The sequence below is a fragment of the Agrobacterium sp. CFBP2214 genome (assembly GCF_030209895.1).
Classification (GTDB): Bacteria; Pseudomonadota; Alphaproteobacteria; order Rhizobiales; family Rhizobiaceae; genus Agrobacterium; species Agrobacterium radiobacter.
The window spans coordinates 690,672-705,821 of record NZ_JARVRC010000001.1; the positions used below are offsets into that span (position 1 = coordinate 690,672).

Consider the following 15,150-nt stretch of genomic DNA (forward strand, 5'->3'; position numbering starts at 1 on the left):
TTCTTGTTGCATGGCAACGAGTTCAAATGCCTGCGGCCTTCCGCAAAGCATCATTGATGCGGCTCTGCCACCCTTTGCCACCCTCGCGGAAACGTTCCACGACATCCTCATCAAGGCGCAACGTTACCTGTTTCTTAGGCTTATCTACCGGTGGGCGGCCACGCGTCTTTCTGTATTCATCAATTGCTTCGAAAAAAGCAGGTGGCAAAACGTCTCGGGCGGGGCGCGCATTTTCGAGTTCTTGATCCGTCATTTCCGGGAAATCAACGGCGTTCCAGTCCGCTTCGGTGTAGCCGCGTCCGGGTTTGAATTTTTTTAGTTTTGCAGCTTTGGCCATGGCAACCTCCTTCTTTCCTTGGAACTCGCCCTTCGGAAACTGATAATGGATATCGCTTCTGTTCCGACAGTCGCAAAAACGATAGCCATCGTTCCGTCCCGAAAATATCCGATCGCTTTGAAGCGCGAATTTCCCGGTCCGGTCAGGCTTTTCTCGATGATGGCGTTCTCCCAGTCGAAGCCATCAATATCCGCGAAGTCGAAGCCGTGCTTCTCGATATTGGCGAGCCGCTTGGACTCGTCCCATATGATTTTCATGAATTAATGTAGCTACATTTATTAAAATATCAATGCTGCCACTCAGATCACGAAAGAAGTCCCATCACAACTTAAAAAGCGCCTTCCCACTCCGCCATTGCCGCAATCACGGCCGGCAGGTCCTGCATGCGCGAAATCACCGTTTCGGCACCCGCATCCGTCAGCCGGTCGGCGTGGCTCGGATAGGTGTGGGATGCGCCAGTGAAGCCCACGACCCGCATGCCGGCCGCTCTTGCGCCATGGATGCCGTGCACGGAATCCTCGACCACGACCACGCGGTCAGGGGAAACGCCGAACTGGGCCGCGCCATGCAGGAAGATATCCGGTTTCGGCTTCACGCGGTCGGCCCCGAGGTCCTTGGCGGAATAGATATGCGGCGCGAAATAGGGCTTGAGGCCCACCTTCGTCAGCATCATGTCGAGGCGGTGGCTGGAGGAGTTCGAGCAGATGCAGCGGGGCGTGGTCAGGCGGGACAGTGCGAATTTCACGCCCTCGATGATCTTCACGTCGCGTTCCAGACGCATGTCGAGCAGCTTTTCGGACTTGTCGAGCAGCGAGGCGGAGAGCGGAATGCTGGCTTCGCTTTCCACCTGTAGAAGAATGTTCTTCCAGGTCATGCCGGCGAAACGCTCGCCCATTTCCTCGACGGAGATCGGATAACCGGCCTCGGTCAAAAGGCGGGATTCCACCTGCGCCGCGATGATTTCGGAATCGACCAGAACGCCGTCGCAGTCGAAAATAATGAGGTCGAAGCCGCTCATGGGCGCTCCCTGTATCGGATTTGCTGGAAGAAAATGATGCCGGGCTTTTAGACCATGTCTGCGCCAAGCTCAACCGGTTCACCCGCAAGGGTCGGTCCCATCAGGCTCATGGCTGGCAGGGATGCGGCAAGTGAGCGGGTTTCGAATATTCGGCGTTGCGCCATGTGATGGCGCAAAAACCGCTACACACGGCCGCGCCATATGCGTTATGGGATGTTATGCCCAAGACAGTGAAAAACGCGCCCGAAGACACCATTGCAGCACGCATCAGCCGCACGCTTGCCGACCGCATCGTTCGCGGGGAGCTGTCGCCGGGCGAACGCCTGAGGCAGGATCACATCGCAGCCGAATTCGGTGCGTCGCATGTGCCGGTGCGCGAGGCGTTCCGCCGGCTGGAGGCGCAGGGGCTGGCGGCCAGCATCCCGCGCCGGGGTGTCCGGGTGGCGGATTTCGGCCTTGACGATGTGCGCGAAGTGGCGGAAATGCGCGCCGCCCTTGAAGTTCTGGCGCTGCGCCACGCCATTCCAAACATGACGCCTGCCATTCTCGATCAGGCGGAGGCCGCAACGCTCGAAGGCGATAGCGCCGTCGATGTGCAGCATTGGGAGGAGGCCAATCGCCGCTTCCATCGCCTCATCACCGCGCCTTGCAACATGCCGCGCCTGATGGAGGCGATCGACGGCCTGCATGCGGCGAGCGCCCGCTTCCTGTTTTCCGCCTGGCGGGCCGGCTGGGAGCGCCGCACCGATACCGACCACCGGGCGATCATCGATGCGCTGCGCGGCGGCCGCGCCGAGGAGGCGGTGCGTATTCTGGACGGACATGTGCAATGGATCGGCCGCAAGGCGATCCGCACCTCGTCCGGCTCGGTGCGCGACGCCTTCGCCATCGTCGGATAGGGTGGGCCCTTGACCGTCCGTCTCCGGCCCCACCACCTTCTCTGCATGCTCACCTATGTGGGCAAGGGTTATACATCAGGCTTCGTTGAAAATTACGACCGCGTCGCCACCCGGCTGAATGCCGGCGAGGAAGATATCGAGCTGGTGGATGGCCCGGACGATATTTGCGAGGGCCTGCTCTGTGAAAGCCATGCCCACTGTTTCAACGAAGGCGTGGTGCAGCGGGATGAGATGGCCCGCCTTTCGGTCTCGGCGCTTTTGGGCGAGACGCTGACCGCCGGCAAGCGGCTGCAGGCGACACCGGACTTTCTCGTAAAGATGCGTCTGGCTTTTGCCGCCGGCGAGATCAGGCAGGCCTGTCGCGGCTGCCAGTGGATAAGGCTGTGCGACCGTATCGCGGCGTCAGGCTTTGCGGGTGTGAAAATCGGCGAACCGTTACCAACCGTGGCGAAGGATGCGGCGCGTTTTTCCAAGCATCCGATGCTCAGGCCCAAATATGGGTCGTCTGGCCGGAAACACTGATGACGTTTTCTGCATCCTCATTCCTGTGCTTGTCACAGGAATCCAGCCAGCCCAAGTCTTTGGGCTGAAAGAACTCTTCCGTCGCGCAGACGCGCGTCGGCTGAATCCCTGTGACAAGCACAGGGATGAGGGAGGGAGGCAGGCGGAATGAGGAGAGGGGCCGCGCCGTGCCGATTACTCTGGCACACTCGTCTCGGTTCTCTCGGCGGCCTTGACCGTCGCCTTGATCTCCTTTGGCTCGCGGCCGGATTTCTTGTCGTAGCTCACCTTCACCGAATATTCGCCGGGATGCAGGGTTTCCTGATGCTGCGTGCCGTAACGGCCGGAAATTTCCTTCTGCGTGCCCTGAATATCCCTGGTCGTTTCGACGATATCGATCCGTTCGGCACCGGGGGCCTTGATTGCGAGAACACCCGCATCGAGATCGATTGTAATTTCGGTTCGTTTTCCGGCCGTCACGGTGAATGGCTGTTCCACCGTCACCTTGCCGAGACGGGCACGCATGACGAAATCACCGGCGGGCATTTCCATCATCTTGCCGGTGCCGTAAATGCCGTTGATCGTCTCACGCGTGCCATCCAGCGTTTCCTTGGCTGACATGGCTTCGAAACGGATATCATCCGTTTCCACCGCCCTGCCGCCTTCCGCATAAACGGCCTTGGCGATCACCACGCCGCTCGGAATGACCAGCTCGTGGCTGATCTTCTCGCCTGCCTTGATGGCCAGTTTCTCCTCAGCCCGCGCCGGGCCGATGCGGCCGGTGAGGAGGACTTCGCCCGCGGGCACGAAGACAGTGTTCTGGCCGTAGACGCTATCCTTGAAATCATCCCTGGTGATTTCGGTTTTCGCCTGTGTTTCCACATCGCCGCCGGGGCTGCGTTTCGGCACGACCGTCAATTCCGCCGCATCGAAATTCACCTTCGGCCTCGCAACGTTTCCATCCTTTACCTCGAAGGGCACTTCGCGGGTCACATTGCCCAGCGCCGCCACGCCGACATATTTGCCCGCCGGCAGCTTCGCCTCGAAGGTGGCGTCATAGGAGCCGCCGGCATTGTCGTCGGTGCGCCCGCCGGCGCGGTCGGCCTTGTAGAAATCCCACCGCACCCGGTCGCTGTTGCCGAGCGAGGGGCCGCCATCGAACAAAACCGCGTCGGTGATGACGTTATATTGCGGGGCCGGCTGCTGCGCCTGCGACGGCGCCGGCAGCGCCGTTGCGAAAAGCGCGGCGCAAACGACATTCATGGAAAAAGAAGCCATTTTCATCACGGACCCCATTGCGGATTACCCCCTGCCAGAATGGCTCTTCCTGCCGCGCCCATATGCGGCGACAGGAGAACCCGTTGTGCACAACGTTTTTGCCGGACTTCGGGTTCCCCGCCGTCCGCCGCAAATCGCGCCTGCGCGCCGCAACAGCCATTTATTTCGCATTTTCCGTGACTTGTTCAGGCTTTGATAACCATCTTCGGTAACCATAAGCATCAGTAGAGAGTAAGCGTATGGAGCGAGTACCAATGGCAGCAGTTTTTCCGCTGGCCGATTTTCGGCGTGCCGGTTTTGATCGTGCGGGCGAGAGTGACGCCTGGAAAGACAGCATCATCAAAGGTGATTGTGTCGCTGCCTTGGATGCCCTCCCGAGCCAGTCGGTGGATGCGATTTTCGCCGACCCGCCCTATAACCTCCAGCTTGGCGGCACGCTGCATCGTCCCGATCAGTCGCTGGTCGATGCCGTCGATGACGAGTGGGATCAGTTCGCCTCCTTCGAGGCCTATGACGCCTTCACCCGCGCCTGGCTGCTCGCCTGCCGTCGCGTGCTGAAACCGAACGGCACCATCTGGGTCATCGGCTCCTACCACAACATCTTCCGCGTCGGCTCGATGCTCCAGAACCTCGATTTCTGGATCCTCAACGATATCGTCTGGCGCAAGACCAACCCCATGCCCAATTTCAAGGGCCGCCGGTTCCAGAACGCCCATGAGACCATGATCTGGGCCAGCCGCGATCCGAAAGCCAAGAACTACACCTTCAACTACGATGCGCTGAAGGCCTCCAATGACGACGTGCAGATGCGCTCCGACTGGCTGTTCCCGATCTGCAGCGGCCATGAGCGCCTGAAGGGTGACGACGGCAAGAAGGTGCATCCGACCCAGAAGCCGGAAGCCCTGCTGGCGCGCATCATCGTGGCCTCCACCAAGCCGGGTGATATCGTGCTCGACCCGTTCTTCGGTTCCGGCACCACGGGTGCCGTTGCAAAACGCCTCGGCCGTCACTTCGTCGGCATTGAGCGCGAACAGGATTACATCGACGCGGCATCGGCCCGCATCGCCGCCGTCGAGCCGCTCGGCAAGGCGGAACTGACTGTCATGACCGGCAAGAAGGCCGAGCCGCGCGTTGCCTTCAACACGCTGGTGGAAAGCGGTCTCGTCCGTCCCGGCCAGGTGCTGACCGATGCCAAGCGCCGTTATAGCGCCATTATTCGTGCGGATGGTACGATTGCATCCGGCGGGACCGCCGGCTCCATTCACCGCCTCGGCGCGAAGGTGCAGGGTCTCGACGCATGCAACGGATGGACGTTCTGGCACTTCGAGGACGGCGACGCGCTGAAGCCGATCGACGATCTCCGGACAATCATCCGCAGTGAACTGGCAAAGGCTGAATAGTCAAAGGTCCCAAAGACCGAAGGCAACGATCCACCGCCCGACCTTGTCAGCATATGTCTCCGTCCGGTTTAGTACCTTCAGTCCCGGATGGAGAACGACCAACGCCCGGCACTTCGGTGCCGGGCGTTGGTATTTTCGAGTATCTTATTTTAGCTAGACAAGTTTCGCGCAAGAGACGAGCAATACTGTCTCAAATCAGAGCAGTGGTTGTGAAAATCCAGTCAGGACAAATCACAAAAAACATTGCGTCCGATGCCGCTTGCGGCAGGACTGGCGCAGGCCGGAGACCGCCATTTCCGCCTGCGCCAATTTCTTTTCCCGATATGTTTTGACAAACTTTGCCAAATTCTTCACTCTCCCATCAAAGGGAGATGAATATGGCGACCATGAACATATCGCTGCCTGCACCCATGAAAGAATGGGTTGAGGCCCAATCCAGGACAGGCCGTTATTCGAATGCGAGCGACTACGTGCGAGACCTGATCCGCAAGGATCAGGAGCGAGGCGAAAAAATCGCGGCGATGCAGCATTTTGTGGATGAGGGATTGCAGAGCGGTGCCGGGCATCGCTCGCAACAGGCCTTGTTCGCCGAGGCTGAAGCTCGTTCCATGAAACGCAAGATCGGTTGATCGTGGGCTTTCGCCTGTCTCTGCTCGCGGAAGAAGACGTCATTCGAATAGCCGAAGAAGGCATCGCGATATTCGGGCTGGCGCAGGCGCAAAAATATCACCGGGAACTCTATGAGATATTTGAGCTGATATCTCTCAACCCACGCATGGCACGCGAGCGGCACGAGTTGTTACCGCCGCTGCGTATCCATCGGTTCAGGACACACCTGGTTGTTTATGGCGTGGGAGCGGACGATGATGTCTTGATCGTCCGCGTCCGTCACGCACATGAGGACTGGGTCAACGAGTCGTAGCAGGCGGGGCACGCACGTCACCATTTTGCACGGCAGCTCGCTTACGCTTCCACCCCATAGGCCCGCAAATCCTGCCTCAGCTTTTCCGCGCCGGTGAAGTGCACGGCCTGCCAGCCGGCTGCTTTCGCGCCTTCGACATTGGCGAGTGTATCGTCGATGAAGATGCTTGCGGCGGGGTTGAGGCCGAATTCTTTGGCGTGCAGATCGTAGATTGCCACATCAGGCTTCAACAGCTTCACATCACCGGAAACGGTGACGCCGCGCGGCAAAGTGAGGAAGGGGAACATTTTCTGCGCCTCGCGGAAGGTGTCGGAGGCGAAGTTGGTCAGCATCGTCACGTCGTGGCCGCCGTCGATCAGGGCAACCATGATCGCGACGCTGTCATCGTAGGAATGCGAGACCATTTCGTGCCAGAACTTGCGGAAGGCGCGAATGTGTTCTTCCCGCTCGGGGAAGCGTTCCATCAGCAGCGCCTCGGCATCCTCCCAGCGGCGGCCGCGATCCTGTTCGAGGTTCCAGTCATGGGTGCAGACATTCTCGAAGAACCATTGGCGCTCGTCGGCATCGGGAATGAGACGGCTATAGGGAATATGCGGATCGTAATGGATCAGCACCTTGCCGATGTCGAATACGATATGCTCAATCTTGGTCATCGAAATTTCCTGCGTTCATCGAATGCGGATGGAATAGCTTGGGCGATGACTTTTTTCATCACCGTTGGCAGCGCCTGCGCGTCAAGATTTGTAACCGGCTCCCACCATCCGTCATCCGGGCGGGTTTGAAGGCCGTCCGGCGCCTGCGCGCGATAGACGGTGAGCCGCAGTTCGAAATGGGTGAAGACATGCACGATGACGCCCGCCGCCTGCCAGCCGGCGGCAAAGGGCGCATGGCTCGCCTCCGTGCCGCCATCCATGCGCGCGGTCCACGCCGTTGTCGGCACCTCGGTCATGCCGCCGAGAAGCCCGCTTTCGATGCGCCGCCGGAGCAGGATTTCGCCGCTCGCATTCACCGCGACGAAGGCGGCCCCGAGCCGCACCGGCTTTGCCTTCTTTGCGGCCTTGACCGGAAACCGCTCCGGCTCGTCATGGGCAAGCGCAAGACAGTGGCCGTTGAACGGACAGAGCGCGCAGGCCGGCCGTTTCGGCGTGCAGATCGTCGCGCCAAGGTCCATCATCGCCTGGGCAAAATCGCCGGGTCGATCAGGGGGCGTAAGCTCAGCCACCTTCGCTTTCATCGCCAGTTTGGAGCCGGGCAGGGGAGCATCGATGGCGAAAAGGCGGGAGATGACGCGCTCGACATTGCCGTCCATGACAGCCGCCTGCCGGTTAAACGCGATGGCAGCGACAGCCGCGGAGGTATAATCGCCGATGCCGGGAAGCTTCTTCAGGCCTTCTTCCGTATCCGGAAAGACGCCGCCATGTTCATTCGCCACGGCTTCCGCGCATTTTTTAAGGTTGCGGGCGCGGGCATAATAACCGAGCCCGGCCCAGGCCGCCATGACATCCTCGACCGGTGCCGCCGCCAGATCGCTGATGCTTGGCCAGGCGGCGAGGAATTTCAGGAAATAGGGTTTTACCGCCTGCACCGTCGTCTGCTGCAGCATGACCTCGGACAGCCAGACATGATAGGGATCGGCGCGGTTTCCCTGTCTCGCCTTGGCGGGAGACGTGCGCCAGGGGAGCTCGCGATGGTGCCGGTCATACCATGCGAGAAGTTGTTCCGCTGTCGGACGTGATATTTGTTGCCGCGTATGTGTGTTCATCGCCACTGAACATAGACACGGTACGGCAATCTGCAACAGGAGACCCGTTGCTGTGACGTGGAAAACCGTGTCCGGTGACGAACGCCCGACATCGAAACCCATGATCCGATTTTGGAGGAAGAGCCCCATGCCGAATGCGCTGCTGGATAATGTACCCCAACCGCTGCTTTATGTTATCGGCGTTCTGTTGGCCCTGTGCCTGATTGGAAGCCTGCTGAATCATATTGGCCGGCTGTGTTTCGGGCGGCAGAACAGCGTGGCGTTTGTGGTTTCCCGCCTCATCGGCGAAGTCCGTGAACTGGAGAAGATGAGAGGCAAGCCCTCGCGCCGCTTTCGAATTATCGAATCCGGTTTCTGGGCAATTTTCTGCCATGGCCTGTGGATATACCTCTCCGTCGTCCTGACCTGCATGTTGGTGATTGCCGTTATCTCGGATAAGCCGGGAGTACCACATCTGAAGTTTTTGGCTGGGGCTTATTTCCTCTTTGGATGTTTGGTGGCGGGAGTGATACGCTTGGGCGCCTGCCGGGACTGGCGACGATTCCGCGCATTGTTGCGCGGAGAAGAAGATGACGATGGCGCGACCGCTTGAGGTCGCTTGGCCTCTGTCGAGGAGAGTATGAAGAAACCCGCAGATTCATTCCGCAAAGGCGTCGTGCAGATCGCCGAAGTCGCCAATGGTATCATGGACCCCGTGTTATCGAAACGGGCGGGTATCAACACCGCGCTGCTCGGTTCCTGGGACGAGATCGCCGGTGAGGATTTTGCCGATTGCACGCGGCCGGAAAAGATCACCTGGCCGCGCCGCGACGAGGGCCCGGATCGCGGCGGTTATCAGCCGGGCGTGCTCACCATCGCCTGCGAAGGCGCGCGCGCTTTGTTCCTCACCCATGCGCAGGGCGAACTTATTGCCCGCATCAACGGCTTTTTCGGCTTTCCGGCGGTGCGCCAGATCAGGATCGTACAGAAACCGGTCTCCCAAACCATTCACCGTCGGGGCAAACCGCAGCCCCTGCGCGGCGATGCGGCAAAACGTCTCGACGACATGATGGAGGGTATCGAGAGTGAGGCGCTGCGCAAGGCGGTGGAGAGGCTCGGCACGGCGGTCTTGCAGAAGAAGCCGAGGGGCCGGGCGATTTGATCGGTCCGGTTGTCCTTGACTGGTCACAATTCTTTGACAAGAAGAGTCCAAAACCCCGCTTGTGGTGAACGGGCCGTCGCTATATCGGAATCAACGGACAATAGAGTCTATTACCAACAGGTGCTTTCATGCATTTTCCCGAACTGACCATTTCCCGTCGCAGCCTTCTCGGCGGCGTTGCCCTTGCTGCCGTTGCCACGGCCCTGCCGTTTGCCTTCATGCCCGGTATCGCCGAGGCGCAGGAATTGCCTGAATCCACCGGTGACGTGGATATGGCTGCGGTGATGAAGCCCGGCCCGCTGCCGGAAGCCGCACTCGGCGATGCCAACGCACCCGTCAAGATCGTCGAATATATGTCGATGACCTGCCCGCACTGCGCCAACTTCCACAACAAGACCTTCGAAGAGATCAAGAAGAAGTACATCGATACCGGCAAGGTCTATTTCGTGCTGCGCGAATTCCCGTTCGATCCGCGCGCCGCTGCCGCCTTCATGCTGGCGCGCTGCGCACCGGAAGGACAGTATTTCCCCTTCGTTTCCATGCTGTTCAAGCAGCAGCAGAGCTGGGCTGTCGCGCAGGATGCACGCGCCGCCCTGCTGCAAATGTCGAAAATGGCCGGTTTCTCACAGGAGTCTTTCGAGGCCTGCTTGACGAACCAGAAACTTCTGGATGATGTGAACGCAACGATGCAACGCGGTGCGACGGAATTCGGCGTCAACTCCACGCCGACTTTCATCATCAACGGCAAGAAATACGCAGGAGACATGTCGGTTGAATCCATGTCGGCTGTCATCGACAAGCTGCTCTGATCGCCGAAGCCTTAAAGGAACGGGCGGCGGATATTTCCGTTCGCCCGTTTTTTATTGCCGTTTTTCTGTCTGGAGCATGGCGGCATGAAGTTTAACAAGCTCCGCGTCGTCGGTTTCAAGTCCTTCGTCGAACCCTCCGAATTCATCATCGAGCCGGGCCTGACCGGCGTTGTCGGTCCCAACGGCTGCGGCAAGTCCAATCTGGTGGAGGCGCTTCGTTGGGTGATGGGCGAAAACTCCTACAAAAACATGCGCGCATCCGGCATGGATGATGTCATTTTCTCCGGTTCCGGCAACCGCCCGGCCCGCAACACCGCCGAAGTCGGCCTCTATCTCGACAATTCCGACCGTACCGCGCCTGCCGCCTTCAACGATGCCGATGAAATTCAGGTGACGCGCCGCATCGAGCGCGAAAACGGCTCGGTCTACCGCATCAATGGCAAGGAGGCGCGCGCCAAGGACGTGCAGCTTTTGTTTGCTGATGCCTCCACCGGCGCGCGCTCGCCCTCCATGGTGGGGCAGGGGCGTATCGGCGAACTCATCAACGCCAAACCACAGGCCCGCCGCCAGCTTCTGGAAGAGGCGGCCGGCATCTCCGGCCTGCATTCGCGCCGCCACGAGGCCGAGCTTCGCCTGCGCGCCGCCGAGACCAATCTGGAGCGGCTGGAGGATGTTACCGCCCAGCTGGAAAGCCAGATCGAAAGCCTGAAACGGCAGGCGCGGCAGGCCAACCGCTTCAAGATGCTGTCAGCGGATATCCGCGCCCGCGAAGCGACCCTGTTGCATATTCGCTGGGTAGAGGCGAAGGAAGCCGAGGGCGAGGCGGAAAGCGCGCTTAATCAGGCGACCAACATCGTCGCCGAAAAGGCTCAAGGCCAGATGGAAGCGGCCAAGCAGCAAGGCATCGCCAGCCTGAAGCTGCCGGAACTGCGCGAAGATGAAGCGCGGGTGGCCGCCGCCCTGCAACGCCTGCAGATTGCCCGCACCCAGCTGGATGACGAGGCGAACCGCCTGCTGCGCCGCCGCGACGAGCTGGCGCGCCGTCTCTCGCAGCTTGGCGAGGATATCGTCCGCGAGGAACGTCTTGTTTCGGACAATGCGCAAATCCTTGCACGGCTCGATGAGGAAGAGGCCGAACTCCTCGAAATCCTCTCCGATTCCGGCCGCCATGCCGAGGAGATGCGCGAAGCTTTCGAAACCGCCGCTATCAAACTGGCGGAAAGCGAAGCCGTCTTTACCGCAATCACCGCCGAGCGGGCCGAAGCGTCCGCCGCCCGTCAGCAATTGGAGCGGACGATCCGCGATCTTTCCGATCGTAAGCTGAGGCTGGAACGGCAGTCGCAGGAGGCCTCCGCCGAGATCGAGGCCATCGATGAAAAACTCTCCGGCCTTCCCGATCCTTCGGAACGGCGGGAAGCTGTCGAGGCGGCAGAGATTGCGGTCGAGGATGCCCTGATCGTCGCTGACGAAGCCGAGGCCGCTGTCGCCGAGGCGCGTTCCGCCGAAGCGCTGGCGCGCGGGCCTCTGGAAACGGCGAAAAACCGGCTGAACGCGCTCGATACGGAAGCACGCACCATCACCAAAATCCTTGCCTCCAGCGCCGCCGCCAATGGCAGCTTCACGCCGGTGGCGGAAGAAATGACGGTGGAGCGTGGCTTTGAAGCGGCGTTGGGTGCCGCCCTCGGCGACGATCTCGAAAGCCCGCTTGATGCCGCCGCCCCCGCCTATTGGGCCGGCAATGGCGACGGGGCGGGTGATCCCGCCTTGCCGCAGGGCGTGACGCCGCTGCTCGACTACGCCCAGGCGCCAGCGGCTCTCCGGCGCGCGCTTGCACAGATCGGCGTCGTCTCCGGCACGGCGGAAGCCCAGAGACTACTGCCATCACTCAAGGTCGGCCAGCGGCTGGTGACGCGCGAAGGCGCGCTGTTCCGCTGGGACGGCCATATCGCCAGCGCCGATGCGCCGGGTGCTGCAGCACTTCGCCTGTCGCAGAAGAACCGTCTCGCGGAAATCGAAGCCGAACTGGATGAGGCCCGCTCCATTCTGGAAGAGGCCGAAGACCAGCTTGCCGCCAGAACCGAGGACATAAGAAGCAGCGAGTTGCGGCTTTCGGAAGTGCGTGACGGAAGCCGGCTTGCGACCCGCCAGCTTGCCGAGGCGCGCGAGGCGCTGACATCAGCCGAAAGGGCTTCCGGCGATCTTCTGCGCCGCCGGGATATCGTCTCGGAAGCGCTGAACCAGATCGGCGCGCAGATCGACGAGATCGCCGTTCAGGAAGAAAACGCCCGCATCGAAATGGAGGACGCGCCTGATCTTTCCGTGCTCGATCTCCGCCTGCGCGAAAGCCAGCTGGAAGTCGCGACCGACCGCGGCCTTCTGGCGGAAGCCCGTGCCCGCCACGAAGGCGTGAGCCGCGAGGCGGAAAGCCGTCAGCGCAGAATTCAGGCGATAGGGCAGGAGCGTTCCACCTGGCAGTCGCGTGCGGCAAGCGCCGCCGACCATATCGCCACGCTGCGCGAGCGCGAGGAAGAGGCGCGCGAGGAAATCGCCGAGCTGGACATAGCGCCCGAGGAATTCGACGAGAAACGCCGCAACCTCCTCAACGAATTGCAGAAGACGGAAGACGCCCGCCGCGAGGCTGCCGATCGGCTCGCCGAGGCGGAAAACCTGCAGCGCGCCGCCGACCGGGTGGCTGCAACGGCGCTTTCGGAACTGGCCGAAGCCCGCGAAAAGCGTGGCCGTGCCGAGGAGCGGCTGGTCTCCGCCCGCGAGAAGCGGCAGGAAACCGAACACCGCATCCGTGAAACGCTGAATACCGAGCCGCATATGGCGTTTCGCCTGACGGGCCTTGGTCCTGACCAGCCGAAGCCTGACATTCGTGATGTCGAACGCGATCTCGACCGGCTAAAGATCGAACGCGAGCGGCTGGGCGCCGTCAACCTGCGCGCCGAGGAAGAGCAGGCCGAGCTCTCGGCCAAGCTTGCGGCGCTGATCAAGGAACGGGACGACATCATCGATGCCGTTCGCAAGCTGCGCGCCGGCATCCAGAACCTCAACCGAGAAGGCCGCGAACGGCTGATCGCCGCCTTCGATGTGGTCAATTCGCAGTTCCAGCGGCTGTTCACCCATCTTTTCGGCGGCGGCACGGCGGAATTGCAGCTGATCGAATCCGATGATCCGCTGGAAGCGGGGCTGGAAATCCTCGCCCGTCCGCCCGGCAAGAAACCGCAGACCATGACGCTACTGTCAGGCGGCGAACAGGCGCTGACGGCGATGGCGCTGATCTTCGCGGTCTTCCTCACCAATCCCGCGCCCATCTGCGTGCTGGACGAAGTGGATGCGCCGCTCGACGACCACAATGTCGAGCGTTACTGCAACCTGATGGACGAGATGGTGGCTTCCACGGAAACCCGCTTCGTCATCATCACCCACAATCCCATCACCATGGCGCGCATGAACCGCCTGTTCGGCGTCACCATGGCCGAACAGGGCGTGTCCCAACTGGTGTCTGTTGATTTGCAGACCGCCGAACAGCTGCGCGAAGCCGTCTGAGGCGGCTTTTCCGGGAGCCAGTCCCGACTTTTGCTCAATGTGAATTTATCTTGCCGTATCACCCATTCGGGTGAGCGACATCACGCGGCATTTTGATATGTTTTCCCCAAGAGCCAAAGGGTTCTCTCCAGACCCCACCATCCGGTTTCCTGTACCGGATGGAATGCCTTGCGAGGCCGCTGCCGTGGCCTCGCAAGGCTTTCTTTTCCGGGTTCATAGAGTGAGATGGCTGTATGGCTGGTAATCGTTTCCGGATGCAAACCTCCTCCGTCATACCGGCCTTGAGCCGGTATCCAGTCAGCCCAAGTCCTTGGGCTGAAAAGACTCCTCCCGTCGCGCAGACGCGCGTCGGCTGGATTCCGGCTCAGGGCCGGAATGACGGAAGGAGGAGACGCAGCGAATCCCTGTAAACACTTGGCCTGCTGCAACTGCCAATGGCGCAGTTTGCGAATTTCTCCACGCATGATGCATGGAGGCCTACCATCACTCACCCCGGCACCAGCCGCAGCCGCGTGCCCCAGGGGTCGATCGCTTCCACGACATTGTTCTCCATCTCCACCAGCACGTAACCGGCGGCCCGCAGCCGCGTTTTTTGCGCCTCGAGATCGGCGGGATTGCGAATGGTGAGAGAAAACCAGTCGAGGCCGGTTTCCATGGCGTTGCGTTCCTTCGCGCCGCGGCTGTTCCATGTATTCACCGCCAGATGATGGTGATAGCCGCCGGAAGAGAGGAAAGACGCGTCCGAGCGCGCATCCTGCGTCGGTCGCAGGCCGATGGCCTCTTCGTAGAAGGCGCGGGCGGTGGCGATTTCGCCGACCCGCAGGTGAACGTGTCCGATGCGCATCCCCGCTGGGGCTGTCTCATAATCGCTTCTTTTGGTGTCGGTCAGCTTCACGAGGTCATCAATATCGAGCTGTTCAGTGCCCATTTTCACCACGCTGCCGCTCCAGACCCAGGTGTCCTTCGGCCGGTCGCTATAAACCTCGATGCCGTTGCCTTCGGGATCGTTGAGATAGATCGCCTCACTGACATTGTGATCGGCAAAACCTGACAGCGGCACCTGCTTCAGCGCCGCATGCACCAGCCAGCGCGCCAGATCCTTGCGGGAGGGCATCAGATAGGCGATGTGGAACAGGCCGGCGGAGGTGGGGCTTTCGAAATCCGCGGCCGGCTTGTGGACGAGATCGAGCAGCGGAACAGTGCCAACGCCGAGCGTCACGCCTCTGGCCGTGCGTTCCACCTCGTTCATGCCGAGAACCGAACGGTAATAATCGATCATTGGATCGAGTTCGCGCACCCGAATTGCGGCCTGGCCGATATGCATCGGCGTCGTCAGCGCAAAGGGAAGGGCAGAGGCGGCCCCTGTGACGGGTACTGCGCCTTCGGCTCTGAGCGCCCCGGCAAGCGCGCTGGCGGCGCAGGAAATTCCGGCAAATTTAAGCGTATGGCGGCGGGTAAATTGCATGAATAATCTCTTTGTCGGCGATTTGAATGGCTTAGGCAACACTCCGTTTCAGCGCACTACACGAAT

17 protein-coding genes are annotated in these 15,150 nt (G+C 60.8%); 10 read left to right on the top strand and 7 right to left on the bottom strand.

Translation table 11 applies throughout. The features are described from left to right. Nucleotides 1-22 precede the first annotated feature (22 nt). The 3 genes from QRN60_RS03360 to QRN60_RS03370 all read right to left on the bottom strand — a co-directional run bounded on the left by QRN60_RS03360 (nucleotide 23) and on the right by QRN60_RS03370 (nucleotide 1,355). The gene (locus tag QRN60_RS03360) at nucleotides 23-337 is read right to left on the bottom strand and encodes a BrnA antitoxin family protein (RefSeq protein WP_003509102.1); all 315 of its coding nucleotides are present in this window, start codon (nucleotides 335-337) and stop codon (nucleotides 23-25) included. Beyond that, nucleotides 316-594, bottom strand: a complete 279-nt coding sequence (locus QRN60_RS03365) for a BrnT family toxin (protein ID WP_113076169.1) — start codon at nucleotides 592-594, stop codon at nucleotides 316-318. The genes QRN60_RS03360 and QRN60_RS03365 overlap by 22 nt, the downstream gene beginning before the upstream one ends. Before the next feature lie 71 nt (nucleotides 595-665). Then, nucleotides 666-1,355: an HAD family hydrolase gene (locus tag QRN60_RS03370; RefSeq protein ID WP_003509098.1), complete on the bottom strand. Its 690-nt coding sequence runs from the start codon at nucleotides 1,353-1,355 to the stop codon at nucleotides 666-668. A 218-nt stretch (nucleotides 1,356-1,573) separates the two neighbouring features. Between QRN60_RS03370 and QRN60_RS03375 the strand changes: the two genes are divergently transcribed. Further along, nucleotides 1,574-2,254 carry a GntR family transcriptional regulator gene (locus QRN60_RS03375; protein WP_003509096.1) on the top strand — a complete coding sequence of 227 codons (681 nt, stop codon included), beginning with the start codon at nucleotides 1,574-1,576 and terminating at the stop codon, nucleotides 2,252-2,254. A gap of 45 nt (nucleotides 2,255-2,299) precedes the next feature. After that, nucleotides 2,300-2,776 (top strand): DUF1284 domain-containing protein, encoded by a 477-nt coding sequence (locus QRN60_RS03380; RefSeq protein WP_107675263.1) that lies wholly within the window; start codon nucleotides 2,300-2,302, stop codon nucleotides 2,774-2,776. A gap of 174 nt (nucleotides 2,777-2,950) precedes the next feature. Here QRN60_RS03380 and QRN60_RS03385 read toward each other — a convergent pair whose 3' ends face one another. After that, nucleotides 2,951-4,051, bottom strand: a complete 1,101-nt coding sequence (locus QRN60_RS03385; RefSeq protein ID WP_087743497.1) for a hypothetical protein — start codon at nucleotides 4,049-4,051, stop codon at nucleotides 2,951-2,953. Here QRN60_RS03385 and QRN60_RS03390 point away from each other — a divergent pair. From QRN60_RS03390 to QRN60_RS03405, 4 genes are all read left to right on the top strand, one after another. Continuing rightward, a complete protein-coding gene (locus QRN60_RS03390; RefSeq protein WP_003509088.1) occupies nucleotides 4,017-4,229 on the top strand; it encodes a hypothetical protein in 213 nt (70 codons plus the stop codon). The genes QRN60_RS03385 and QRN60_RS03390 overlap by 35 nt on opposite strands. A gap of 58 nt (nucleotides 4,230-4,287) precedes the next feature. Beyond that, nucleotides 4,288-5,433 (top strand): site-specific DNA-methyltransferase, encoded by a 1,146-nt coding sequence (locus QRN60_RS03395; protein ID WP_284764920.1) that lies wholly within the window; start codon nucleotides 4,288-4,290, stop codon nucleotides 5,431-5,433. Nucleotides 5,434-5,810: 377 nt separating this feature from the next. Continuing rightward, nucleotides 5,811-6,062: a type II toxin-antitoxin system ParD family antitoxin gene (locus QRN60_RS03400; protein WP_003509084.1), complete on the top strand. Its 252-nt coding sequence runs from the start codon at nucleotides 5,811-5,813 to the stop codon at nucleotides 6,060-6,062. A gap of 2 nt (nucleotides 6,063-6,064) precedes the next feature. Beyond that, a complete protein-coding gene (locus QRN60_RS03405) occupies nucleotides 6,065-6,355 on the top strand; it encodes a type II toxin-antitoxin system RelE/ParE family toxin (protein ID WP_173992172.1) in 291 nt (96 codons plus the stop codon). A gap of 41 nt (nucleotides 6,356-6,396) precedes the next feature. Here QRN60_RS03405 and QRN60_RS03410 read toward each other — a convergent pair whose 3' ends face one another. Beyond that, nucleotides 6,397-7,008: an HAD family hydrolase gene (locus tag QRN60_RS03410; protein ID WP_087743505.1), complete on the bottom strand. Its 612-nt coding sequence runs from the start codon at nucleotides 7,006-7,008 to the stop codon at nucleotides 6,397-6,399. Then, nucleotides 7,005-8,117, bottom strand: a complete 1,113-nt coding sequence (mutY, locus tag QRN60_RS03415; RefSeq protein WP_099085591.1) for an A/G-specific adenine glycosylase — start codon at nucleotides 8,115-8,117, stop codon at nucleotides 7,005-7,007. The genes QRN60_RS03410 and mutY overlap by 4 nt, the downstream gene beginning before the upstream one ends. A 127-nt stretch (nucleotides 8,118-8,244) precedes the next feature. On the opposite strand from mutY, the gene QRN60_RS03420 reads away from it, so the two are divergent. From QRN60_RS03420 to QRN60_RS03435, 4 genes are all read left to right on the top strand, one after another. After that, the gene (locus QRN60_RS03420) at nucleotides 8,245-8,709 is read left to right on the top strand and encodes a hypothetical protein (RefSeq protein WP_284764922.1); all 465 of its coding nucleotides are present in this window, start codon (nucleotides 8,245-8,247) and stop codon (nucleotides 8,707-8,709) included. Between the two features lie 27 nt (nucleotides 8,710-8,736). Next, complete coding sequence (locus tag QRN60_RS03425; RefSeq protein ID WP_003509079.1) at nucleotides 8,737-9,258, top strand: DUF721 domain-containing protein; 522 nt, start codon at nucleotides 8,737-8,739, stop codon at nucleotides 9,256-9,258. A 128-nt stretch (nucleotides 9,259-9,386) separates the two neighbouring features. After that, on the top strand, nucleotides 9,387-10,067 hold the full coding sequence (locus QRN60_RS03430) for a DsbA family protein (protein WP_003509078.1): 681 nt from the start codon (nucleotides 9,387-9,389) through the stop codon (nucleotides 10,065-10,067). Between the two features lie 84 nt (nucleotides 10,068-10,151). Next, the gene (locus QRN60_RS03435) at nucleotides 10,152-13,619 is read left to right on the top strand and encodes a chromosome segregation SMC family protein (protein ID WP_111791265.1); all 3,468 of its coding nucleotides are present in this window, start codon (nucleotides 10,152-10,154) and stop codon (nucleotides 13,617-13,619) included. 487 nt (nucleotides 13,620-14,106) lie between these two features. On the opposite strand, the gene QRN60_RS03440 is transcribed toward QRN60_RS03435, so the two are convergent. Beyond that, nucleotides 14,107-15,084: a VOC family protein gene (locus QRN60_RS03440; protein WP_111833662.1), complete on the bottom strand. Its 978-nt coding sequence runs from the start codon at nucleotides 15,082-15,084 to the stop codon at nucleotides 14,107-14,109. Between the last annotated feature and the right edge of the window lie 66 nt (nucleotides 15,085-15,150).